The organism is Rhodoferax sp. (genome assembly GCF_014859475.1).
In the GTDB taxonomy this organism is placed as follows: domain Bacteria; phylum Pseudomonadota; class Gammaproteobacteria; order Burkholderiales; family Burkholderiaceae_C; genus Rhodoferax.
The window spans coordinates 1-22,612 of record NZ_JACUUE010000015.1 but is presented as its reverse complement, the minus strand read 5'-3'; the positions used below and the strand labels follow the sequence as shown (position 1 = coordinate 22,612).

The following is a 22,612-nucleotide window of genomic DNA, read 5'->3' as shown; positions in this document are numbered from 1 at the left end:
CTGATGCTGACGGTGGCGCTGTTTGCTGGCTGGGTTCAGTCCAAGGCGTCTGCGCCAGCAACTGATCAAAGCACGATCAGCCTGGCCGAGTTGCCGGGTCCCGGTGCAGAAATTTACGCACGGATCCATCAGGGTGGGCCGTTCGCCAGTGAAAAAGATGGTTCCGTTTTTGGTAACCGGGAGCGCTTGCTGCCCGCTCAAAAACGGGGTTTTTATCGCGAATACACCGTGCCAACGCCTGGTCTTGGTCATCGCGGTATCAAGCGAATCGTGTGTGGCGGCCAGAAAAGCAGGCCAGACGTTTGTTATTACACCGACGACCACTATGCCAGTTTTCGGCGGATTGCGCCCTGAATTTGAAATGTTAGTTTTTATTTTGTGAAAAGAGAATCAAAGATGTCACTCAGTCAAACCATTGCTGAACCCCAATTAAAAACCGTTTCCGAGACGATTTTGAAAGGTGTGCGCCCCAACATCGTTCAGTCGATCCGGGCTTTTCGGGTGCAAGACTTGCAGGAGGCGGCGCAGGCCATGGGCCACCACTTTTTGTATGCCAATATTGCCAACGCGCAAAGCAAGCAGGACGTGCTCGACTTGATCGGCCAGCAGTTCATGCTGACGGTGGCGGTTGGTAAAAACTTTGATTCGCTCTACGACAGCATGACCGACCCGGTGCACAAGTCGGGCCCGCAGCCTGGCTTTATCGTGGTGCTGGAGCATATTCCCGCGAACACCAAGTTTGACAAGGAAGCGCGCGAACAGCTGCTCGATATTTTCCGCGATACCGCCGATTATTGGGGTGACCGCAAGATCCCGTTCCGCTGTTTTTATTCTTTTTCAGTGGCGCGCTCGGCACAGACCAGCAAAGGTGATCACGCCCAGCTGGCCAGCAACCCGCCGACCACGGGCATCGAGTTGCTCACCGAAAGCGGCGAAAAAATGCCGACTGACAAATTGCTCGACATCTCGCCGCAAGCCTTGCGCATGAGCAGCCCGTTCAACGCGGGTTACTGGACCACCGCTTGATGTGATACCTGCTGGCTGGCTGGCTTGAGCGCCAGCGCCAGCTGCAGGTATTCATCCACCGGCACCTCTTCGGCGCGCCGCTGCACATTAAATTCCCCGGCAAAATTCTGCGCCTGCAACCAGGCCCCGAGCGTGTGACGCAGCAGTTTGCGTCGCTGGCTGAAGGCCACCTGTACCAACTCGCTCAAAACACGCTCATCGAGCAGGGCAGCGTCCGGGCGCGGCACCATGCGCACCACGGCGCTGTCCACGCGCGGCGGTGGGTCAAAACTTTCTGGCGGCACGGCCAGCACGTTTTCCATGACGTAGCGCCACTGCAGCATCACGCTCAGGCGGCCATAGGCAGCAGTTGACGGCCGGGCTACCATGCGGTCGATCACTTCTTTTTGCAGCATGAAGTGCTGGTCTTCGATCAGATCGACAAACTGCAGCAAGTGAAACAGGATCGGCGTGGAAATGTTGTAGGGCAGGTTGCCGACCACTCTCAGCCGGGTGGCCGCCATGGACTGGGCCAATTGGGCAAAGTCCACCTTCAGCACATCGGACTCGATCACCTGCAGCTGGGCGTGACTGCGCAGGCGCTGCGCCAGATCGCGGTCGAGTTCAACCACCGTCAAGTGGCCCAGGCGCTCCACCAGAGGCTGGGTCAGTGCCGCCAGGCCGGGACCGATTTCGATCATGGCCTGACCTGGCTGCGGATCGATGGCTTCGACAATGGCCTCGATGATGCCGCCATCGGCCAGGAAATGCTGGCCGAAACGCTTGCGCGGGATATGCTTGCCGTGTTTCAAGGGGCGACTGTCAGAGTGGCGTTTCGCGCAATTCGACGTAGGCGCGCCCGCGCTGCTCCTGCATCCAGGTGCGCAGTGTTTCATCGAATTTTTTCTCGCGCAACAGCGCGCGCACCGCTTCGCGCTGCTCGGCCTGGCTCAGGCTGACCTGGCGCCGGTCCAGCAACTGGATCAGGTGCATGCCAAAGCGTGACAGCAACGGCTCACTGACCTCACCCGGCGCCAGCCGGTTCATCACATCTTCAAACTCCGGCACAAACATGCCCGGGTTGGCCCAGCCCAGATCGCCGCCTTGCGCTGCGCTGCCATCCTGGGAGTATTCGCGCGCCAGCGCGGCAAAATCGGCGCGCCCGCTTTGCAGCTGCCCTTTGAGCTCCAGCAAACGCGCGCGGGCCTGGGCCTCACTCTGTTGTGCTGAGGGCAGCAGCAGGATGTGGCGCGCATGGCTTTGCGTCACGGCCATGGCGGGCAAACCCGCACTGGCTTTCTCAACGACCTTCAAAACATGGAAACCTGCCGGCGAGCGCACCACATCCGAGACGGCACCTTGCGGCAGATCACGCGTTGCCTCTACAAACAGGGCTGGGTAGCGGTCGGCGCTGCGCAGACCCAGTTGACCGCCTTTGGACTGCGCCGAAGGCTCGGACAACTCGCGTACCAACAGCGCAAAGTCTTCGCCGGCGCGCGCGCGCTCCTGGGCCTTGCGCGCCTGCGCCTGCAGGCTTTGCACCTGATCGGCCGTGGCGTTTTCAGGCACAGCGATCAAAATGTGAGCCAGATTGATGTTCATCTGACTCACATTCTGTGCGCTCTGCTGCTCTTGCAAATAGGCATCGATGTCAAGCTCCGAGACGCGCACCCGTGGCGTGAGTTCACGTTCGCGCAGACGTTGCAACATGATTTGGTCGCGCAACTGGGCCCGGAACTGGCTCGCGCTCAGGCCATCAGCCTCCACCCTGCGCCGCAGCGTGGCCAGATCGAGCTGGTTTTGTGCCGCAATGGCTTGTTCAGACTGGTCAATGGCCGACTCTTCCACCCGAATACCGATTTCGCGCGCCAGTTGGAGCTGGATTTTCTGGTTGATCAGGCGTTCCAGCACTTCGCTTGAGAGGCGCTGGCGGTCGGGCAATGGACGCTGTTGCACAGCCAGTTGCTGCAGGATGCGTTGCACTTCTCGCTGTATTTCCGTGTTGGTGATCGGCTCCGAGTTGACCACCGCCACAATAAAGTCGGCGGTGGCCGGCTCGTTGGCGGCGGCGGCGGCGGCCGCATCGGGCGGCAGGCGCAAGCCCTGGGCCTGCGCTGGCAAGCCAAGCACAGCAGCCAGGATGGCGACAGACAAAAAGTTATTGCGAACATTCATGATGGTTCAATCGTAATTGCTGAAACGGCTGGGCATGGCAGCGGGCACACGCAGTGGCTGGTAGCTGGGAATATTCTCTTTGAGCGACTTGAGCGGATCCACCCCCAGCTTGGAGAAACCCACAAATTCCAACTGGAACATGATGCTCTGGGTTGCGCTGGTGCTGCTGGTTTGCAGTCGCTCGAGCACAATGCGCCCCAACCAGCAACCTGCATCGTACTCAAACCCCAGTATCCCGTTGACCAGTTGTTTTTCATTGAGGCTGTAATTGAGTCGCCCGACACTGTACCAGCGACCTTCACCCTGCCCCTGGCCCGGAGACAGATTCTGGCCGCGATCACCCCACAAGTCATTGACTGGCCACTGCCAGCGAAGGTCAAGCTGTTCGCTGGATTCCCGCTGAAAACGGTAGGCCGCTGAGACGGTGCGGTAGCTGCCAGGGCTGTAACGCGCTCCCAGCGTCGAGCGCACCGACTGGTTGGTCGAGGGGTTGAACTGCACCGTGCCGTCAAAACCCCAGCGCGGGTCCCAGTTGACGGCGCCGGAGAACAACATGTCACTGAATCCTTCCGCCAAAGGCGGATCGATCGGTCGCAGGGTGACCTTTTGATCGCGGAACAGCATGCGCTGGGCCACGCCGACACGGGCCGCCTCGGCGCCGGTGGCGGGGTCCAGAAAACGCGAGGTCACGCCCAGTGTGAGCAAATTGCTGTCAGAGATGCGGTCGTTACCGACGAAAGCGTTGTCGGCAAAGATAGTGGATAAATTGAAGTCGTTGGCGCCCGAGTCGTAGTTAGGCAGAAAGCTTTGGTCGCGATAGGGCGTGAAGACATAAAAGGCCCGCGGCTCCAAGGTCTGGCGCAGGTTGCGGCCGAACAAGCGGGTGTCGCGCTCAAACACCAGGCCGCTGTCGAGGCTGAAGGTTGGCAGCAGCCGGTTGGCCGATGTGTTCCCGTTCGTTAGTGGCATCTCGAACTGGTATTGTGTGGCGTGCAACTGCAATTTGGGTGTCAGGTAGCCGGCCGCATTTTTCATCGGGTAACTGGCCTGCATCACGCCAAAAGCGCGCTGGCCATTGGCTTGGTTGGTGCGGCTGGTGTCGGATTGGAAACGGGTGTAGTCGGCATTGAACGCGTAGTTGAAACCCGCCAGATTGTTGCGGGCGTAGCTGGTGCTGAGCTGCGGCAGTCGGTCGTAGGGCGGCACGATGGGTGCTGTGTCGTCTTGCAGGGTTTGCCACTTGAGTGTGCGCACCGAGTTGCTCCAGGCGCCGTTGCCCCACGACAGGGTGGCATCGTTGGCCAGCAGGCGCTGCGTGAGCGAGTCGTCGGTGCTGGAGAAATCGCGCCAGTAATTGTCGTCGCTGACCCGGTTCAGGCTCAGGCTCAAGGCCGCGCCGTTGTTGGTCCAGCCACTGTCGATGCGCCCCTGGTGGTTCAGTTTGGCCGCCCAGCGGTTGGCATCGCGTAACTGGTCAGCGGGCATCCAGTCAAACCGGGCAGTGCCTGAAAAACTTCTTTCAAGGTAGCGGAATTCGGTGCCCAGATTCACCCCGCGCTTGCTCATCAGCGTGGGCGTGAGGGTGGCATCAAAGTTGGGCGCAATATTCCAGTAGTAGGGCACCGACACTTCAGAGCCGTTCACGGTGTCGAGCCCGATGCTGGGCGGCATCACGCCCGATTTGCGCTGGTCGCTCAGCGGAAAACTGATGTAGGGCACCGGCAACAGCGGCACGCCCTTGAAGCTTAGCAAGGCGCCCGTGGCGGTGCCCACATCTTCTTCCTGGTCGAGGTTGATGGTGCTGGCCTTCAAAATCCAGTCAGGCATCCAGCTCGGGCCGGGTAATCGGGGGCAGGTGGTAAAGGTGGCGTTGTGGATCACCGCCCGCTGCGCGTCCAGAAAATCAACCCGGTCGGCCTGGCCATGGGCCTTGTTGAGCAAAAAATGGTAGCTGGGCTGATCGAAGAAGCCGGCAAAGGTATCCATCCGCAGTTCCAGCAACGGGCCTTCATACACGTTGCCCGCCCGGTTGATCAGCACGTTGCCACGGGCTATGGCCAGCTCCGTGGTCTGGTCATATTCCAGGCGGTCTGCCTTGATCACGGTATCGCCGCGGCGCAAAACGGCCTTGCCTTCGAGCACCGTTTCCAGATCAGGGCGTCCGGTGATGCGCTCGGCAGCGACAAAACTGGGCAGGCGGGCGCGCGCTTCGGCGGAAATCTGCTCCTGCAAAACCGGACTCATTTTTAAATTCAGGGATTCATCAGGCGCCTGCTGGGCGGCCACCAGCGTTGCCTGCAGCAGCGCGGCCAGCACACTGAGACGCAGCGGGCCCACGTGACCACGCGGCCTTGACGCAGACGCATCGAGCATCAAAAAACGCATTGGGACGGCGCGCATGAAATGAAAGGCGTAACGGGCATGAAGTGGGCGCGGTGGATCGGTGGTCAAATTTGTAGAATGGATTATCCATGAGCCACGACATTCCCCCCCAAACCCCCGTCAACCCAGCCATCGCCTGGAGCGACGCCGTCCGCGCTGATCAATTCACCCGCTGGCTGACAGGCATCGCCGCAAAACACGGCTTGCAGATTGAGAGCCTGCGCCTGGCCTCGGCCGACGCCAGTTTCCGGCGTTATTTCCGCATCGACGCCCAGGACGGCAGTCGCATCATCATGGACGCGCCGCCGGACAAGGAAAACAGCGCGCCCTTCGTCAAGGTGGCCGCCCTGATGCATGCCGCCGGTGTGTGCGCGCCGCAGGTGCTGGCCTGGGACGAGCCGCTGGGCTTCATGCTGCTGACCGATCTGGGCGCGCAGACCATGATGCAGGTCATCAACCGCGATGACCCCCAAGCCAATTTGCCGCTGTATCTGCAGGCGGTGGACGCGCTCATTGCCTGGCAACTGAGCTCCCAAGCCGGCGTGCTGCCGCCCTATGACGAAGCGCTGCTGCGCCGCGAGCTGGAATTGTTTCCTGATTGGTACATCAGCCAGCACAAGGGCGTGGTCTTGGACGATGCCATGCGCCAGACGCTCGACCAGAGTTTTGAGGAGATCATCCGCCAGAACCTGCGCTGGCCCAGCGTTTTTGTGCACCGCGACTTCATGCCGCGTAACCTGATGGCAGGGAAAACGGCCGCTGACCCTTTGGGCGTGCTCGACTTCCAGGACGCCGTGCACGGCCCAATCACCTACGACATTGCCAGCCTGATGCGCGACGCCTTCCTGAGCTGGGACGAAGATTTTTGCCTGGATGTCACCATTCGTTACTGGGAAAAAGCGCGCAAGGCCGGCCTGCCGGTGGGCGATGACTTCGGCGAGTTCTACCGCGGTGTGGAGTGGATGGGCCTGCAGCGCCACCTCAAGGTGGCTGGCATCTTTGCCCGCCTCACGTTGCGCGACGGCAAGCCCCAGTACCTGGCCGACACGCCGCGCTTCATCACCTACATTCGCGCCACCTGCGCGCGCTACCGCGAGCTCAAAGCGCTGTTGCGGCTGGTGGAGAAGGTGGAAGGCATCGAGATGCCCAATGTGTTTGGGTTTGGGCGGCAATAAGCGCAAAGCCATGCCGGATGACGATGTGCGTCGGATTTTGGCCGGCCAGTCAGGCTCGCCCGACCAATGGCAAATCGCGGGCCAAAATTTGCTGCGCCCATTGCGGCAGGCGCTGCATCAGCTCTTTTGTCCAAGCTCCCTTGCAGATTGCCACCGCAGTGTGTGTTCCCGGTGTAACGTCTTGCGAGTCGTACAAAACGGCGGCGTCGGCCAGTCGCACCGCTTGGGTCAGGTTGGCCAGCGTGCGCGGGTAGCGCGCCAATATGCGCTCCACAGGCACCGGGTGCCCGCCCTCCGCCACGCGCTGTGCTACCCGCGCCAGCAGGTGTGCAGGCTGGTCCAGCGCCACCACCAACAGCATGACGAAAAAGCCTTGCGCCTGGGCTTCTTCAATCAGGGCCAGTTTGGATGTGTGCGAGAACACGGTTTCACTCACAAAAGATTGGCCCGCTTCAAGCAATGCCGCCCGGCGGGCATTTGCCCAAAGGCGTGCTTGTTCTGAGCGGACCTGTGGTTGGGCAATGTGCTGCAGGTGCTCGGCTTCATACAAATCCGCGTTCACAAACTCGGCTGCGTCAGGAATGGCGCCTGTCAGCACCAGCGCTTTGTACAAAGTGGACTTGCCAGCGCCGTTGGGCCCGGCCAGCAGGTAGAAGACGGGTTTATTCGGCGGCTGGCCTTGCGTGACGGGTTTGGTTTGCGCCATGTCAGGTGGCCACGCCCACGGCTTTGCTACGGTTGGTGGCCACCACTTCGCGCACTCGCTGCGCCAGGCTGCCGTCGGCCTCTGGGGCCAGGAATTGGGCGAGCAGTGCGTCTGCCTGTGCTGGGTTATTCACTGCATCTGGACGGGCACGGCGTGCAGCGGTCTCATAGTTGGCTATGGCTGTTTGGGCTTCTTGGGCGGTAAGTCCGCTGTGTTCCACAATGCGGCCCAGCGTGGCCCAGTATTCCACCTGGCCCGCGACAGAGCGGCGCATGAGTTGCGCAGCCATTCGGGCTTGCGCCACCAACGTGGCGGGGAGTTTGACGGATGCAAATGCAGCGCTGGATTGGGACATGGTATTCTCCTTTATGGCGCATTTTGCGCCATTTTGGATGTGTTTGGCAATACTGTGTCCGCTTTGGGCTGGGTGGGTTAAGGCGCTATTATCCAGCCCCTCATGCCCCGTTTTTACTGCCCCACTCCCCTGACCCCCGGCGATCTGCTGGACTTGCCCGCCAGCGCCGCGCGCCATGTGCAGGTGCTGCGCCTGCAGCCTGGTGATGTGATCACCTTGTTTAACGGCGGGCCGGATGTGCCCGGTTCAGGCGGCGAATATGAAGCCACCGTCACGCAGATGGGCCGCAGCCATGTGCAGGTGCAGGTGGGCGCGCACACCGCGGTGGAGCGCGAAGCCGCCCTGCAGGTGCACCTGGCGGTCGGCATGCCGGCCAACGAGCGCATGGACTGGCTGGTGGAAAAAGCCTCTGAGCTGGGCGTGGCCAGCATCCAGCCGCTGATGACTGAGCGCAGCGTGTTGCGCTTGACCGGCGAGCGCGCCGACAAGAAACAGGCACATTGGCAAAGCGTGGCGGTGGCGGCCTGCGAGCAGTGCGGTGGTAACCGGGTGCCCCGCGTGCATGCGGTGATGACACTGGCGCAGTGGCTCAAGGCGCAGAACCCGCAGGATGCGGCGCAGCCACAGCGCCTGCTGCTGACCTTGCGAGTCGAGTCGGTGGGGCTGCGCGAAGCTGCCCATCACACAGCGTCGGCCATCACGTTTTTGTCAGGCCCCGAAGGCGGCTTGAGCTCGGCGGAGGAAGACGCGGCGCTGGCCCAGGGCTTTGCCCCGATCACGCTGGGGCCGCGCGTGCTGCGCGCAGAAACCGCGGCCATTGCGGCATTGGCTGCCTTGCTGATCTGAGTTTCAAGGCCCTGTAGGATCAACTGCAGTCGACCCGGCGCACTGAAGTCCGCCCCACAATCGGCGTACGTCAGCGCGACAGCGTGTACACCGAGGTGCCGGCCAGCAAGTTGGGCAGCAGGCGCACCACTTTGCCGTTTTGCAGGCCAAAGCTGTCTTGCACCAGCAGCCGGTTGCGGCTGGCCAGCACGCCCAGGTCGGCGTGCGTGCCGACGCGGATGTTGGGCGTGTCAAACCACTGGTAGGGCAGGCGCTTGGTCACCGGCATGCGCCCGGTGAGCACGCTCAGGCGGTTCGGCCAGTGGGCAAAATTGGGGAAGGCCACAATGCCCAGGCGGCCCACACGCACCGTTTCGAGCAACATCACTTCGGCGTTGCGCAGGTGTTGCAGGGTGTCAACTTGCAGCACCACGTCAAAGCTGGCGTCCTCGAAGGTGGACAAGCCTTCGTCAAGGTTGAGCTGGATCACGTTGACACCACGCTTGACGCAGGCCTGCACATTGGCGTCGTCGATCTCAATGCCGTAACCGCTGCAACCGCGCGCTGCAATCAAATGCGCCAGCATGGCGCCGTTGCCGCAGCCCAGGTCAAGCACGCGCGAGCCTGGCGGCACCAGCTCGGCAATGGCCAGTTGGGTGGCGCTGACCTTGGCATTGGCGCTCATGCGGCCTCCCCGGACGGGTTGACCACGTTGTTGAAGTAGGAGCGGATAACGCCCATGTAGCGCGCGTCGTCGAGCAAAAAGGCGTCGTGCCCATGGGGGGCGTTGATCTCGGCGTAACTCACGTCGCGCTTGTTGTCGAGCAGCGCCTTGACGATTTCACGGCTGCGCTTGGGGGCAAAGCGCCAGTCGGTGGTAAAGCTCACCAGCAGGAACTTGGACGTGGCCCGCGCCAGCGCCAGGCTCAGGTTGCCATTAAAACGCCGTGCCGGGTCAAAGTAGTCGAGCGCGCGGGTGATCAGCAGGTAGGTGTTGGCGTCAAAGTATTCGGCAAACTTGTCGCCCTGGTAACGCAGGTAGCTCTCGATCTGGAACTCGGCCTCCAGCGTGCTGTAAAAGAAGTTACGGTCTTGTTCGCTTTGGCTGCTGGCAATCAGCTGGCGGCCAAACTTTTCGTTCATCACGTCGTCGCTGAGGTAGGTGATGTGGCCAATCATGCGGGCAATGCGCAGGCCGCGCTTGGGCACCGTGCCCTGCGCATAAAAATTGCCGCCATGAAAATCGGGGTCGGTCTGAATGGCGCGCCGGGCCACTTCGTTGAAGGCAATGTTTTCTGCCGTCAGGTTGGGTGCGCTGGCAATCACCACCGCGTGGCGCACGCGCTCCGGGTACTGCAGCGCCCAGCTCAGCGCCTGCATGCCGCCCAGGCTGCCGCCCATCACTGCGGCCAAAGTCTTGATGCCCAAGCCGTCGAGCAGCCGTGCTTGCGCGTTGACCCAGTCTTCGACCGTGACCACCGGAAAATCAGCGCCATAAACACGCCCGGTGTCGGGGTGGGTATGCATCGGGCCGGTGGAGCCAAAACACGAGCCGAGGTTGTTGACGCCAATGACAAAAAACTGCTCGGTATCGAGCGCCTTGCCCGGCCCGATCATGTTGTGCCACCAGCCCTCGGACTTGTCCTGGCCCGCATAAGTGCCGGCCACATGGTGCGAGGCGTTCAGCGCGTGGCACACCAGCACGGCATTGGATTTGTCGGCATTGAGCGTGCCGTAGGTCTCAAAGCTGAGCTCGTAGGCCCGAATCGAAGCGCCGCTTTGCAAAGGCAAGGCGGCGGCAAAATGCATGGACTGGGGCGTGACGTTCATAGGCTGTGGGAAGGGCTCGCTTTGAGTATAAGGTGCGCGCCACCCCGCAACGAAGCGCTACAGCAGGTTCAACCGGCGCGCGCCTTCGGTCAGTTCGGCGCGGAAATCCGGGTGCGCAATGGCGATCATTTCCTGGGCGCGCTGCCTGGCCGATTTGCCGCGCAACTGGGCCACGCCGAATTCGGTGACCACGTAATTGATGTCGTTTTTGCTGGTGGTGACATGGGCGCCTGGTGTCAGCGTGGGCACGATGCGCGTCAGGGTGTCGTTCTTGGCGGTGGCGGGCAGCACGATGAATGACTTGCCGCCCTGCGAGCGATTGGCGGCGCGCACAAAGTCCACCTGACCACCGCTGCCCGAATAGGGCATTGGCCCCAGGCTTTCCGAGCCGCACTGGCCCAGCAAGTCTATCTGCAGCGTGGCATTGATCGACACCAGCTTGTCGTTTTGTCCGGCCAGGTACGGGTCGTTGGTGAAGTCGGCCGGGTGCATCTCCAGCATCGGGTTGCGCTCCATGAACTGGTACAGTTTTTTGGAGCCCAGCGCGAAGGTGGCCACCATCTTGCCGGGCAGGTAGTTCTTTTTGCGGTTGGTGATGGCGCCGCTTTCGATCAGCGTCAGAATGCCGTCGCCGATCATCTCGGTGTGGATGCCCAGGTCGTGCTTGCCCGCCAATTGCATCACCACCGCATCGGGAATGCCGCCATAACCAATCTGCAGGGTCGAGCCGTCGTCGATCATGTCGGCCACGTACTTGCCGATGGCCTGTTGCACCGGGCCGATTTTTGGCAAACCGACTTCCAGCACCGGCTCGCTGCTCTCCACCAAGGCGCTCACTTGCGAAACATGAACATGGCAGTTACCGTGAGTAAACGGCACGTTGGGGTTGACTTCGAGCACGATGGCGCGCGCCTTCGCCACCGCGGCCATGGTGTAGTCGGCCCCCAGGCTGAGCGAGAAAAAGCCCTTTTCATCCATCGGCGAGGCCATTGAAAAAACCACATCAGCCGGAATCTGGCCGCGCTGGATCATGACCGGGATGTCGGAAAAACTGCAGGGAATGAAATCGACAGAGCCTTGTTGCCCGCCTGCACGCGACGCGCTACCAAAGAAGAAAGCCACGTGGCGCACATGGTCTGCGGTGTCGGGGTCGAAGTAATCAAACTTGCGCACCGCCAGAATCTGCGCCACCTTGATGTCGTGGAAGCGGTGCCGCTGCGCCGATAGGGCCGTCAGCAGTGTGGGCGGCTCGCCAACCCCGGTGGGTACAACAATGAAGTCACCGTTGCGCAATTGATCGATGGCGTTTTCAGCAGTGACGCGTTTGCTTTGGTATTGGGTTTGGAATGACATGTTTGCTCTCGGGTTAACTGCGCATCAGCGCCTCGATCTCGCTCACGCCCACCGGCACGGAGCGGGTCAGCAGCGCGCAGCCATTGTCCGTGACGATGGCGTCGTCTTCGATGCGGATGCCGATGTGGTGGAAGTGCTCGGGTACACCGTCGGCCGGGCGCACGTAGATGCCGGGCTCGATGGTGAGCGCCATGCCGGCTCGCAAAATGCGCGCCGGGCGGTCTTTGATGGTGCCGCCAGTGAGCGCATCCTGGCGCGTGCTCACCTGGCCAATTTCACTGGGCTCGGTGTAGTCGCCGCAGTCGTGCACGTCCATGCCGATCCAGTGGCCGGTGCGGTGCATGTAAAACTGAAAGTAGGCACGCTTTTCAATCACGTCGTCCAGGCTGCCGACCTTGTTTTTGTCGAGCAAGCCCACATCAAGCATGCCTTGCGCCAGCACTTTGACGGCGGCGTCGTGCGGGTCGGTAAAGCGCGCACCGGCTTTGGTGGCGGCTATTGCCGCCTCTTGCGAGGCCAGCACCAGCTCATACAGCGTGCGCTGCGGGCCGGTAAAAACGCCATTGGCCGGGAAAGTGCGGGTGATGTCCGAGGCATAACCGTCGAGCTCGCAGGCGGCATCGATCAGCACCAGTTCGCCGCTTTGGACCAGACCGCGGTCGGCGCGGTAGTGCAGCACGCAGGCGTTGGCGCCAGCGGCCACGATGGAGCCGTAGGCGGGCGACTGCGCGCCATTGCGGCGAAACTCGTGCAGCAGTTCGGCTTCAAGGTGGTATTCGCGCACCTCCTGGCCGGCGCGCAGCATGTTGGCGCTGAGCTGCATGGCGCGGATGTGGGCGGCGCCGCTGATTTGGCCGGCGCGCAGCATGGTGGCTTGCTCATGGGCATCTTTGACCAAGCGCATCTCGTCGAGCAGGCCGCACAGGTCGTGCTGCGTTTTCGGGCACAGCGCCCCAAAACGCACGCGGGCGCGCAGGGCGCCCAGCCAGCCGTCGATACGCGTCTCCAGCCCTTTGTGGGTGGCAAACGGGAACCACACGGCATCGCGGCCGTCGATCAGGCCGGGCAACTGGGCATCGAGTTCGGTCTCGGAATAGGCCGCCTCCAGCCCCAACTGCGCAGGCGCGGCCGTGGGGCCGAGCCGGTAGCCGTCCCAGATTTCGCGCTCGGTGTCCTTGGGCTGGCAAAACAGCGTGCTGCGGCCATCACCCGTCACCACCAGCCAGGCCTTGGGTTCGGTAAAACCGGTCAGGTAATAAAAATAGCTGTCATGGCGGTACGGAAAATCGCTGTCGCGGTTGCGCTGCTGCTCGGCTGCGGTGGGGATGATGGCAATGCCGCCTGCGCCAATTTTTTGGGCAAGCTGGGCGCGGCGCTGGGCGTAAATGGCGTTGGTGTTCATGGCGATTTCTTGATGGGTGAGATTAGACATTGAGTTCGGCCAGCCTCTGCGGTGTGCCCACATCGGTCCAGGGGCCCTGATACAACTCGGCCGACACCCGGCCGTGGTCCATGGCGCGGCGCAACAGCGGTGCCAGCGGGGCCTTGAGGCCTTGCGGGTTGCCTGCAGCGATGTCGCACCAGGGCGGCTCGAACAGGGCGCGGCGGTACAGGCCGATGGTGGAAAAGGTGTGGCGCGGGCGCGGGTCGCCTTGGCTCAAATTCAGCGCCAGCGCCAGAGCGCCATCCGCTGCAACCTGCAGGCCAAAGTCGCCAGCCGGGTTGTGCGCCGGGTTGGGCACCAGCCACAAGTGGGCCAGCAGGTCGCTGGCAGCAAAACGATCGAGCGCAGCCTGACTGAATTCAAAGCCGGGCGTGAACACATCGGCCGCCAGCACCCAGAACACCTCGTCCAGCAGTGGCAGCGCGCGCACAATGCCGCCGGCGGTTTCCAGCGCGCCGCCAAAGTCGTGCCCTTCGTGCGAGTAGCGCAGGGCCAGGTCAAGTTGATCAGACGCAGTTTCAGGCCCAAATGGGTCGCCGAATTGCGCAACGATTTGCTCCCCCAGCCAATCGGTATTGACCACCACTTGTCGGCAGCCACTGCGCGCCAGTGCTTCCAGGTGCCACTGCATCAGCGGCTTGCCGTGCACCACCAGCAGCGGCTTGGGGCAGGCGTCGGTGAGCGGGCGCATGCGCTCGCCCCGGCCCGCAGCCAACAGCATGGCGCGGGCCGGGCTTGCAGGCGCCAAGGGGTTCATGAACCAGGGGGGCGCTGCGGCACCAGCAGCCCACGCTGCACGGCGGGCCGCGCCACAAACGCCGCCAGCGCCCGCGTCACATGGGCAAAGTCAGAGATGCCCACCAGATCGCTCGCGTGGTAGCGCTCGATCAGGTTGCGCACCCACGGAAATATGGCGATGTCGGCAATGGTGTAGTCATCACCCATGACCCAGGCACGGTGCTCCAGGCGCTGGTTCAGCACGCCCAGCAGGCGTCTGGACTCGGCTGCGTAGCGGTCGCGCGGGCGTTTGTCCTCGAAGTCCTTGCCGGCAAAAATCGTGAAGAAACCCAGCTGGCCAAACATGGGGCCAATGCCGCCCATCTGGAACATCAACCATTGAATGGTCTGGTAGCGCGCCGCTGCGTCAAGCGGCAGGAATTGCCCGGACTTTTCGGCCAGGTACAGCAAAATGGCACCCGACTCGAACAGCGCCAGTGGCTCACCACCAGGGCCGTTGGGGTCGAGGATGGCCGGAATCTTGTTGTTGGGAAAAGTGGCGATGAACTCTGGCGAGAGCTGGTCACGGGTCTCGAAACTGACCAGATGCGCCTCATAAGGCAGGCCGCATTCTTCCAGCATGATTGAGACCTTGACCCCGTTGGGCGTGGGCAGCGAGTAAAGCTGCAGCCGGTCCGGCTGCCGGGCAGGCCATTTGCGGGTGACGGCAAAGCGGGCGAGGTCGGGCATGTTGATTCCTTGGTGTGGTGCTGAATCTGTTCAACAAAGACTTGAGTTTAGGGCTTGTGCGCCACACAGCAGACGCGCTGGCGCAAGAAGCGGCGGCCGTGTCATCCTTGCCCTGCGCTTGAATTGGATACCCGATAGACTTTTCAGGATAGAGCAATTGAAAACCACGCACGGTTGTTTTGCACACCCAGGCTACCACCCACCGCGCAGCATCAAATGCACGCCACCACAACAGAGTCAAGGGCAAAACACACACAGGCAGGCTTCACGCTGATTGAGTTGGTTATGGTCAGCATGCCCCAGACGGCGCACAGCAGCGCCATGAGGGTGATGGCCTTGGCGTCGAGGCCGAGGCGCGTGTTCACGACGGCAAGTTCAGCGAGCGGGGTCCAGGTGACCCAGCAAAGACCATCCGGCGTGGGTATTGTTCTTGTCGTTCTCGTAGTCCCAGACCGCGGCGCAGCGTTCACACACGTAACGGGTGACGGTGACCAGGCCGCCCCGCCGCTCTTCTTTTCGGTTCTTGCCCTGCATCAGTTCGGCGTGGCCGGGGGCGCGACGCCAGTTGCGCTGGATGCCGGCGCAGGCATCGCACAGCGCCGGTGGATTCAATTCGATGGGAGGATTCTGGTGTTGGGTCATGGGGTCGATTGTCGCCCGCTCCTGCTGCAGTATCGCGACAAAAATACATTGAAAAATCAACATTTGAAGTTAAAAGTTCAATGATGATAAAGCGCCAAGCCGAAACAGTCGTCCGCCAAAAGTTGCAGCAAAACCCCGCGGTTGTGCTGCTGGGGCCGCGCCAGGTGGGTAAAACCACGCTTGCCAGGCAAATCGCCAGCGACTGGCCGGCCGACGCAGTGGGCAATTTTTGTTGCTGGGGTCGGCCGCGCTGGACTTGATGCGCCAAAGCAGCGAGACGCTGTCCGGGCGTGTGGCCTACCTCGATATTCCCCCGCTCAACACGGCCGAGCTCACCCCTGCCGGCATCGCAGACAACACGCACTGGTTACGCGGCGGTTTTCCCGACAGCCTGCTCAGCCCTGACGACCGCCAGAGCCTGGACTGGCGGCGTGATTTCATCCGCAGCTATCTGGAGCGTGATGTGCCCATGTTTGCTCCGCGCCTGCCTGCCGAGACCATCGGCCGCTTGTGGACCATGCTGGCGCACAACCAGGGCGGCGTGCTGAACCAGGCGCGCATTGCCAGCGCGCTGGGCGTGGCCAACCCGGCATTGCCATCGAGATCAAGCGCTCGTCGGCGCCCAGCCCCGAGCGCGGCTTTGCGGTGGCTTGTGACGACCTGCAAATTGCGCAGCGCTACGTGGTTTACCCCGGCACCGAGCGTTTTCCTTTGCGCCACGGTGCGCAGGCGATTGGCCTACCCGAGTTGGTGCTGCTGCAGGCGCAAGAGGCCCCGCAGGCGCAGGTGCGCCGCATCTTCCCGGTCCACCGGCTGCTGGTTTTTGGCCTGCAGGTAGTGGTCGGTGAACACATCCAGATAGGCGTCCAGCACCTCGGCCGCGTGTGGCTCGCCGGCCAGGGCCAGGCACAGGGCGCCGACCTCGGAGGTGCAAAAGTGGTCGGCGCGACTGGAGTGGCGCAGGCGGTAGTTGGAGATTTGCTCAGGGTGCAAACTTAGCACTGGAAACTGGTTCAGGTAGGGGCTTTTGCGAAACATCTTGCCGGCCTCGCTCCAGGTGGCGTCCAGCAACACAAACAGCGGGCGCTTGGCTTGCTGCCCATCGCTGGCAGCGTCGGGCAGCAGCGCGGTAACCAGCCGCTCGGGCGCCACAAACTCGCCGGGGAACACCACATAGGGCTGCCATTGCGGGTCGGCCAACAGCACCAGCAGGGCCGGGTCAACTGAAGTGCGAGCCCAGCCAAAGGCGAAGGTGTCCGCCACCACATCAGCAATCAGCCAGCCGGTGTTGCTGGGCTTGAGCGGCTCGATGTCGGCCATCAGCAGGCACATGCCGGCGCGCGTGGGCACGCTCGGGCGCAAGGCGCACAGGCAGTGGCTGTGCATCACCCGGCAGCCGGGGCAACGCTCGCTGGGGCCACCGCGGGCGCGAAACGGTTTGACGGCGCGCGCCAGGCGGGCCGTGCGCAAGCGGAAAACCGCGTGGGGGGTGTGGGTCATGGGTTCAGCGCCAGCGCGCTCGCGGCTATTTGGCAGGCCGGTACAAGGCGCACAGCTTGTTGCCGTCGGGGTCACGCAGGTAAGCCAGGTAGAGCTTGACCGCCCCGCCTTCGCGAAAGCCCGGTGGGTCTTCACAGGTGGTGCCGCCGTTGGCAACACCGGCGGCGTGGAAGGCATCCACTTGTTCGGCGGACGCTGCGTTGAACCCGATGGTGCTGCCATTGCCGTGGGTCGCGGGCTCGCCATTGACCGGCGTGGTGATGGCAAACGAGCCGCTGGGGCTGCGGTAGAAATAGCGGTTCTTGTTGGCCACCCCCGGGCCAATGCCAAGTGTGCCAAGCACCGCGTCGTAAAACTTCTTCGAAACCTCGAGGTCGTTGGTACCAAGCATCACATGACTGAACATAAATTTCTCCGTAGGGGCCCGGACACGGGCGAAATGGGAACGGGCGATGGTAATGGATGGCGGCGTTGGGCGCATGGCTTGCACGGCGATAACCTATGGGTCGTTGTTGGAGTGGGTTAAATGAAATTGCTGCTTTCGCAGTTTGAGATCAAGGCGGTGTCACTGGACTATGAGGCCTTCAAGTCGAGCATCCAGGACACCTTTGAATCCGGTCAGCCACCCGCCAGCTGGGACGAGTTTCTGGCCGTGTGAGCCGCACCGTGCATGACGCCCGGTTAGCCCACCGTGGCGCTGGGGCCGATCGACGGGCTGGTGGTGCCCAAAAATGCGCTGAACCGCGACGGTGTCTTCGTCGATTTTCATGGGTGTTGGGTGAGGTGGCTGGTTCAGCTGCGCATTCTCGCGCAACATGTACCCACATAACTTTGCCCCTTGATTCCATAATTTCCGGCCATTGAATCCATAATTTACGCACACATATTCCGCCTTTCACGGCTCACTCACCCACATTGGCCGACGCATTGGCATGACACGCACCACTTTCCCTCGCATCGTCCTGGCTACGCTCAATGCGCGCTACATCCATGCCTCGCTGGGCTTGCGCTACCTGCTGGCCAATCTCGACCGGCACAGCGGCGTGGGGTTGCGCGCGCAAGCGGAGTTGCGCGAGTGCACGATTTCACGACCGGCGCCCGAGGTGGTGGCGGACCTGCTGGCCACGCTGGGGCCGGCGCCATCGGCTGAAACACCTGGCGGCGTGCAGGTTGTGGGCTTTGGCGTGTACATCTGGAACGTGACGCAAACCACCGAGGTGATCCGTCTGCTCAAGGCCGCGCGGCCCGACCTGAAAATCGTGCTGGGCGGACCGGAGGTGAGCCATGAGACCGATCAGCAAGCCATCACGCACCTGGCTGACCATGTGATCACCGGCTGGGGCGATGTGAGTTTTGCCAAGCTGTGCCGCGCGCTGCTGGACGGCCCGCAGCCGCTCATGAAAATCATTCCCGGCGAGCAGCCGCCGCTGGCTGATATTGAGTTGCCCTACGGCGAATACAGCGATGCCGACCTGGCGCACCGCCTGCTCTACGTGGAGGGCTCGCGCGGTTGCCCGTTCAAGTGCGAGTTTTGCCTGAGCGCACTCGACAAGACCGCCTGGGGTTTTGAGCTGGACCGGGTGCTGGCGGCGCTGGATGTTTTGTACCAGCGCGGCGCGCGCACCTTCAAGTTTGTCGATCGGACCTTCAATTTGAAAATTGAGCACTCGGTGCGAGTTTTGCAATTTTTTCTGGATGTCATTGCGAGCGAGCCTACACGGGCGCCTGAACCGCACTCTGACCTTGCACCGGACCCCGTCACTGCGAGCCATCCGTACCCGGCCCGATACCGCACACGGACCTTGAACAGAGACTTCGTCACTGCGAGCGTAGCGCGGCAGTCCATGCAGTCCGGGGTCATGGATTGCGTCACTTCGTTCGCAATGACGGGGGTGTTCATGGAAAGCGTAGCGCGGCAGTCCATGCACCCTGAAAGTCATGGATTGCCGCGCTGCGCTCGCAATGACAGCCAAAACCTCTTTTTGCATTTTGAAGTCATCCCAGACCACCTGCCCGATCGTCTTCGGGCCATGCTGGCGCAGTTCCCGCCGGGTGTGCTGCAGCTCGAAGTCGGTGTGCAAACCTTCAACCTCGCGGTGCAGCAAACCATCTCAAGGCGACAGGACAACGACGCCACCGAGGCCAACCTGCGCTGGCTGCTGGCGCACACCCACGCGCACCTGCATATTGATTTAATCTTTGGCCTGCCGGGTGAAACGCTGCAAAGTTTTGCCGATGGCTTCGACCGGCTGCTGGCGATTGGCCCGCATGAGCTCCAGCTTGGCATTCTGAAGCGCCTGCGCGGCGCGCCGATTGCCCGCCACAGCGCAAGTCATGGCATGGTTTACGCAACTGAGCCACCCTACACCGTGCAGCGCACCGGTGTGGTTGATGCCGCTACGCTGCAGCGTTTTGGCCGCCTGGCACGCTACTGGGAGCTGCTGGCCAACTCGGGGCGTTTTGCGCGGACGCTGCCGCTGTTGCTGCACCCGCCACCGATCGATGGCAGCGTTGGAGCGACGCCGTTCTGGTGTTTCATGGCGTTCTCAGACTGGATGTGGCAGCGCCAGGGCAGCACGCACCGGCTGACGCCTGAAGCGCTGGTGGACGCCTTGTTTGACTACCTCAGCGCAAGCCAGTCGCCAGTCTTGGTGCGTCAGGCCTTGCTGGCAGACTACCTGGCCAGTGGCGCGCGGGCCAACCCCAAGGCGCTGCAAGGCTTGTTGCCGCGGCGGACTGCGTCACCGGCCAAGGCCGGTCGCACGCTGGCCACGCGCCAGGAACGCCACCGCGTGCCCACCCCGTTACCATTGCCGTCATGAAAAAGAACGCCCTGGCCGACCGCGCCGCCTGCCCCTGCGACAGCGGTCTGCCCTATGGCGAGTGTTGCGGCCCGTGGCACGCCGGGTTTATGCAAGGCGTGCACGCGCCCACGCCCGAGGTGCTGATGCGCTCGCGTTACAGCGCCTACGGGCTGGGCCTGCTTGACTACCTGCTGGCCACCTGGCACCCGTCCACGTCGCCCGGCGAACTGCAACTGCCGCCGCTCAAATGGCTGGGCCTGGAAGTGCGCCACGCCCTGGCCACGGGTGATGTGGGCGTGGTGGAGTTTGTGGCGCGTTACCGTGAAAACGGCCGCGGTGGGCGCATGCACGAAATCAGCCGCTTTGTGCGTGAAGACGGGCGCTGGCTGTACATTGACGGCGAGCAGCAGGCGCCGGATTGAGCGCGTCGTACACGGTGACGCAATCCATGACCCCCGACTGCATGGATCGCCACGCTTCGCTCGCGATGACGATTCAAGGTCCGTGTGCGGTATCGGGCCGATTCTGCTGGCTCGCAATGTTTCATGTTTATGGGTTGCTTCAAGGCCAGTTAGTCGCTGATCCGTTTCATCAGAACCGGGGGCAGCGCAGGGGCCTGATCGCTGATGTGCACCTTGGCCAGCAGCGTCTGTCGGGCGCGCTCGGCGGTGCCAGCGTCGGCGCCGTGCACGATGGCCAGCACCTCGCCTGCCTGCACTGACTCGCCGATTTGGGCAAATTGGCTCAAGCCAACCCGTGCGTCGATGGTGTCGCTGGCCCGGCGCCTGCCGCCGCCGAGTTCCACCACCACCAGACCGATGTCGCGCGTGGCCGTGCCAGTGACAAAACCGCTGCGCGGCGCCAGCACTGGTAATTGAACCGGCGCGGTGGGCAGGTAATGGCCGGGGCGCTCGCAGAAGTCCGCCGGGCCGCCCAAGGCTGCGACCATGCGCGCAAATTGGCCCAGCGCGCGGCCACTGTGCAGGGCATCATCGACCTGTTGCAGTGCCTGGGCCGCGTCGATAGCCAGGCCGCCCATCACCAGCAGTTCGGCGGACAAGGTGCGCGTGACTTTAAGCAAACGCGGGTCCAAAACGTCGCCACGCAAAAATTCCACAGCCTCCAGCACTTCGAGCGCGTTGCCGCAAGTGCTGCCCAGCACCTGGTTCATGTCGGTGAGCCAGGCACGCGTGGGTAGCCCGGCACCATTGGCCACTTGCACCAGCGATTCGGCCAGGGCGGTGGCCATGGGTAGTGAGTCGGCAAAGGCGCCGTTGCCCACTTTCACGTCCATCACCAGCGCCTGCAGGCCGGCGGCAAGTTTTTTTGACAGGATGCTGGCGGTGATCAAAGGCACCGACTCGACCGTGGCCGTGACATCGCGAATGGCGTACAGCCTGCGGTCGGCCGGTGCCAGCTCAGCCGTCTGGCCGATGATGGCGCAGCCGGCACTTTTTAAGGCACCGTGAAGCGTGGGCAGGTCTGGCGCACACTGGTAGCCGGGAATGCTGGCCAGCTTGTCGAGCGTGCCGCCGGTGTGGCCCAGGCCACGGCCCGAGATCATCGGCACCACGCCGCCGCAGGCCGCCACGATGGGGGCCAGCATCAGGCTCACCTTGTCACCGACACCGCCGGTGGAATGTTTGTCGAGCACCGGACCGTTCAAGTTGGCCGCGCGCCAGTCCATCACGAGTCCGGAATGGGTCATGGCCAGGGTCAGGTCCACCGTCTCAGCACGGCTCATACCCTTGAGAAACATGGCCATAGCCAGCGCGGCGGCCTGGCCTTCGCTCCAGGAGCCATCCACCAGGCCACGCACAAAAGCGTCGATGTGGGCGCGCGCCAGCGTCTGGCCGTCGCGTTTGATGCGGATGATTTCTTGTGCCAGCATGGTGCGTTGTTCAGTAAGCGCTCGGTGGTGCGTTGTTGGGCGCGGCGGCGCCAGACAGCACCGCCTCGATGTCGTTCAGCAGGCTGCTGGCGCCGATGCGAAAGCGCTGCGGTGTCAGGGCTTGGGCGCCGAACAGTTCTTGCGTCAGGGCCAGGTAGGCGGCGGCTTCGGCCACGGTGCGAATGCCGCCGGATGCCTTGAAGCCGACGCGGTTTTTTACAGTGGGGCTGGCGGCAATGGTGCCGAGCATGACGCGTGCGGCTTCCAGCGTGGCGCTGACCGGGGTTTTGCCGGTGCTGGTTTTCAAAAAATCGGCGCCGGCGTCCAGGCTCAATTGGCAGGCGCGGGCAATCAGCGCCGCTGTCTTGAGTTCGCCGGTTTCCAGAATCACTTTCAGCAGCAAGCCGGGGCAGGCCCGGCGCACGGCATTCAGCAGCGCAGCCACGGCGCGTTCGTCACCGGCCATCAGGCTGCGGTAGGGCAGCACCACGTCAACTTCCTGCGCGCCGGCTTGCACGATCTGCGCCGCATCAAGCACGGCGGCATCCACGTCAGCGTGGCCGTGCGGGAAGTTGGCTACGGCCGCCACGCCAATCGTTGCTGGCAAATGTGCCCGGGCGAACGCTGCCAGGCGCGGCCAGACACACACTGCCGCCACCGGGCCAAACGGGCTTTGCGCGCGCTGGCACAGGGCCGCAATGTCGACCTCGGTGTCTGAGGTGTTCAGGCTGGTCAGGTCGAGGCAGGCCAGGGCGAGGCGGGCACTGGCCTGTGGGTGGTTTGGCCATTGGGTTGGCAAAGGCATATTCATGCGAGCGTTGTAAAAAAGGAAAAGAGCATTGTCAATGCGAGCCTGCCGAATCCGGCACGATACCGCACATGGACCTTGCACAGCGACATCGTCACTGCGAGCCATCCGTACCCGGCCCGATACCGCACACGGACCTTGAACAGAGACTTCGTCACTGCGAGCCTCCCGTATCGGCCCGATACCGCACACGGGCCTTGAACAGAGACTTCGTCACTGCGAGCCTCCCGTATCGGCCCGATACCGCACA

Annotated in this window: 24 protein-coding genes and 1 pseudogene; 8 read left to right on the top strand and 17 right to left on the bottom strand. The window is 62.7% G+C overall.

Features of this window, described 5'->3' with window-relative positions; all coding sequences use genetic code 11:
- Positions 1 to 3: 3 nt before the first annotated feature.
- Positions 4 to 354 (top strand): ribonuclease domain-containing protein, encoded by a 351-nt coding sequence (locus tag IBX54_RS02750; protein WP_296541135.1) that lies wholly within the window; start codon positions 4 to 6, stop codon positions 352 to 354.
- A gap of 42 nt (positions 355 to 396) precedes the next feature.
- A pseudogene (locus tag IBX54_RS02745) lies at positions 397 to 837 on the top strand (barstar family protein); the annotation flags it as partial.
- A 170-nt stretch (positions 838 to 1,007) separates the two neighbouring features.
- Here IBX54_RS02745 and rsmA read toward each other — a convergent pair.
- From rsmA to IBX54_RS02730, 3 genes are read right to left on the bottom strand one after another with little or no spacing between them, the layout of a single operon-like run.
- The gene (gene rsmA, locus IBX54_RS02740) at positions 1,008 to 1,817 is read right to left on the bottom strand and encodes a 16S rRNA (adenine(1518)-N(6)/adenine(1519)-N(6))-dimethyltransferase RsmA (RefSeq protein WP_296541126.1); all 810 of its coding nucleotides are present in this window, start codon (positions 1,815 to 1,817) and stop codon (positions 1,008 to 1,010) included.
- 10 nt (positions 1,818 to 1,827) lie between these two features.
- The gene (locus IBX54_RS02735) at positions 1,828 to 3,180 is read right to left on the bottom strand and encodes a peptidylprolyl isomerase (protein WP_296541125.1); all 1,353 of its coding nucleotides are present in this window, start codon (positions 3,178 to 3,180) and stop codon (positions 1,828 to 1,830) included.
- A gap of 6 nt (positions 3,181 to 3,186) precedes the next feature.
- A complete protein-coding gene (locus IBX54_RS02730; RefSeq protein WP_296541124.1) occupies positions 3,187 to 5,580 on the bottom strand; it encodes an LPS-assembly protein LptD in 2,394 nt (797 codons plus the stop codon).
- A 71-nt stretch (positions 5,581 to 5,651) separates the two neighbouring features.
- On the opposite strand from IBX54_RS02730, the gene IBX54_RS02725 reads away from it, so the two are divergent.
- The gene (locus IBX54_RS02725; protein ID WP_296541123.1) at positions 5,652 to 6,737 is read left to right on the top strand and encodes a phosphotransferase; all 1,086 of its coding nucleotides are present in this window, start codon (positions 5,652 to 5,654) and stop codon (positions 6,735 to 6,737) included.
- A gap of 49 nt (positions 6,738 to 6,786) precedes the next feature.
- Here IBX54_RS02725 and IBX54_RS02720 read toward each other — a convergent pair whose 3' ends face one another.
- Entirely contained in the window at positions 6,787 to 7,443 is a 657-nt protein-coding gene (locus tag IBX54_RS02720; protein WP_296541122.1) for a zeta toxin family protein, read from the bottom strand.
- Position 7,444: 1 nt separating this feature from the next.
- Positions 7,445 to 7,798, bottom strand: a complete 354-nt coding sequence (locus IBX54_RS02715) for a hypothetical protein (protein WP_296541121.1) — start codon at positions 7,796 to 7,798, stop codon at positions 7,445 to 7,447.
- Between the two features lie 102 nt (positions 7,799 to 7,900).
- On the opposite strand from IBX54_RS02715, the gene IBX54_RS02710 reads away from it, so the two are divergent.
- Positions 7,901 to 8,644: a 16S rRNA (uracil(1498)-N(3))-methyltransferase gene (locus IBX54_RS02710; RefSeq protein WP_296541120.1), complete on the top strand. Its 744-nt coding sequence runs from the start codon at positions 7,901 to 7,903 to the stop codon at positions 8,642 to 8,644.
- Between the two features lie 70 nt (positions 8,645 to 8,714).
- Here the strand turns inward: IBX54_RS02710 and metW are convergent, their stop codons facing one another.
- The 8 genes from metW to IBX54_RS02670 all read right to left on the bottom strand — a co-directional run bounded on the left by metW (position 8,715) and on the right by IBX54_RS02670 (position 15,359).
- Positions 8,715 to 9,308 carry a methionine biosynthesis protein MetW gene (gene metW, locus IBX54_RS02705; RefSeq protein WP_296541119.1) on the bottom strand — a complete coding sequence of 198 codons (594 nt, stop codon included), beginning with the start codon at positions 9,306 to 9,308 and terminating at the stop codon, positions 8,715 to 8,717.
- A complete protein-coding gene (locus tag IBX54_RS02700; RefSeq protein ID WP_296541118.1) occupies positions 9,305 to 10,453 on the bottom strand; it encodes a homoserine O-acetyltransferase in 1,149 nt (382 codons plus the stop codon). The genes metW and IBX54_RS02700 overlap by 4 nt, the downstream gene beginning before the upstream one ends.
- Before the next feature lie 57 nt (positions 10,454 to 10,510).
- Complete coding sequence (locus IBX54_RS02695) at positions 10,511 to 11,806, bottom strand: acetyl-CoA hydrolase/transferase C-terminal domain-containing protein (RefSeq protein WP_296541117.1); 1,296 nt, start codon at positions 11,804 to 11,806, stop codon at positions 10,511 to 10,513.
- A 13-nt stretch (positions 11,807 to 11,819) separates the two neighbouring features.
- On the bottom strand, positions 11,820 to 13,238 hold the full coding sequence (locus IBX54_RS02690) for an aminopeptidase P N-terminal domain-containing protein (protein ID WP_367141797.1): 1,419 nt from the start codon (positions 13,236 to 13,238) through the stop codon (positions 11,820 to 11,822).
- Positions 13,231 to 14,007, bottom strand: a complete 777-nt coding sequence (locus IBX54_RS02685) for a nucleotidyltransferase family protein (RefSeq protein ID WP_296541115.1) — start codon at positions 14,005 to 14,007, stop codon at positions 13,231 to 13,233. The genes IBX54_RS02690 and IBX54_RS02685 overlap by 8 nt, the downstream gene beginning before the upstream one ends.
- Entirely contained in the window at positions 14,004 to 14,717 is a 714-nt protein-coding gene (locus tag IBX54_RS02680) for a glutathione S-transferase N-terminal domain-containing protein (RefSeq protein WP_296541114.1), read from the bottom strand. The genes IBX54_RS02685 and IBX54_RS02680 overlap by 4 nt, the downstream gene beginning before the upstream one ends.
- 212 nt (positions 14,718 to 14,929) lie before the next feature.
- Complete coding sequence (locus IBX54_RS02675) at positions 14,930 to 15,082, bottom strand: hypothetical protein (protein WP_296541113.1); 153 nt, start codon at positions 15,080 to 15,082, stop codon at positions 14,930 to 14,932.
- Between the two features lie 10 nt (positions 15,083 to 15,092).
- Complete coding sequence (locus tag IBX54_RS02670) at positions 15,093 to 15,359, bottom strand: hypothetical protein (RefSeq protein WP_296541134.1); 267 nt, start codon at positions 15,357 to 15,359, stop codon at positions 15,093 to 15,095.
- 229 nt (positions 15,360 to 15,588) lie between these two features.
- Between IBX54_RS02670 and IBX54_RS02665 the strand changes: the two genes are divergently transcribed.
- Positions 15,589 to 16,197 carry a hypothetical protein gene (locus tag IBX54_RS02665; protein WP_296541112.1) on the top strand — a complete coding sequence of 203 codons (609 nt, stop codon included), beginning with the start codon at positions 15,589 to 15,591 and terminating at the stop codon, positions 16,195 to 16,197.
- On the opposite strand, the gene IBX54_RS02660 is transcribed toward IBX54_RS02665, so the two are convergent.
- Both IBX54_RS02660 and IBX54_RS02655 read right to left on the bottom strand, forming a co-directional pair.
- Positions 16,098 to 16,859, bottom strand: a complete 762-nt coding sequence (locus IBX54_RS02660) for a tRNA-uridine aminocarboxypropyltransferase (RefSeq protein WP_296541111.1) — start codon at positions 16,857 to 16,859, stop codon at positions 16,098 to 16,100. The genes IBX54_RS02665 and IBX54_RS02660 overlap by 100 nt on opposite strands.
- A 25-nt stretch (positions 16,860 to 16,884) precedes the next feature.
- Complete coding sequence (locus IBX54_RS02655) at positions 16,885 to 17,265, bottom strand: VOC family protein (RefSeq protein WP_296541110.1); 381 nt, start codon at positions 17,263 to 17,265, stop codon at positions 16,885 to 16,887.
- A gap of 120 nt (positions 17,266 to 17,385) precedes the next feature.
- Between IBX54_RS02655 and IBX54_RS02650 the strand changes: the two genes are divergently transcribed.
- From IBX54_RS02650 to IBX54_RS02640, 3 genes are all read left to right on the top strand, one after another.
- Positions 17,386 to 17,517: a hypothetical protein gene (locus tag IBX54_RS02650; RefSeq protein WP_296541109.1), complete on the top strand. Its 132-nt coding sequence runs from the start codon at positions 17,386 to 17,388 to the stop codon at positions 17,515 to 17,517.
- A gap of 274 nt (positions 17,518 to 17,791) precedes the next feature.
- Positions 17,792 to 19,681, top strand: a complete 1,890-nt coding sequence (locus IBX54_RS02645; protein ID WP_296541108.1) for a DUF4080 domain-containing protein — start codon at positions 17,792 to 17,794, stop codon at positions 19,679 to 19,681.
- Positions 19,678 to 20,085: a YchJ family metal-binding protein gene (locus IBX54_RS02640; protein ID WP_296541107.1), complete on the top strand. Its 408-nt coding sequence runs from the start codon at positions 19,678 to 19,680 to the stop codon at positions 20,083 to 20,085. The genes IBX54_RS02645 and IBX54_RS02640 overlap by 4 nt, the downstream gene beginning before the upstream one ends.
- Before the next feature lie 149 nt (positions 20,086 to 20,234).
- Here the strand turns inward: IBX54_RS02640 and deoA are convergent, their stop codons facing one another.
- Both deoA and deoC read right to left on the bottom strand, forming a co-directional pair.
- The gene (gene deoA / locus IBX54_RS02635; RefSeq protein ID WP_296541106.1) at positions 20,235 to 21,554 is read right to left on the bottom strand and encodes a thymidine phosphorylase; all 1,320 of its coding nucleotides are present in this window, start codon (positions 21,552 to 21,554) and stop codon (positions 20,235 to 20,237) included.
- A gap of 10 nt (positions 21,555 to 21,564) precedes the next feature.
- On the bottom strand, positions 21,565 to 22,365 hold the full coding sequence (gene deoC, locus IBX54_RS02630; protein WP_296541105.1) for a deoxyribose-phosphate aldolase: 801 nt from the start codon (positions 22,363 to 22,365) through the stop codon (positions 21,565 to 21,567).
- Positions 22,366 to 22,612: the final 247 nt, after the last annotated feature.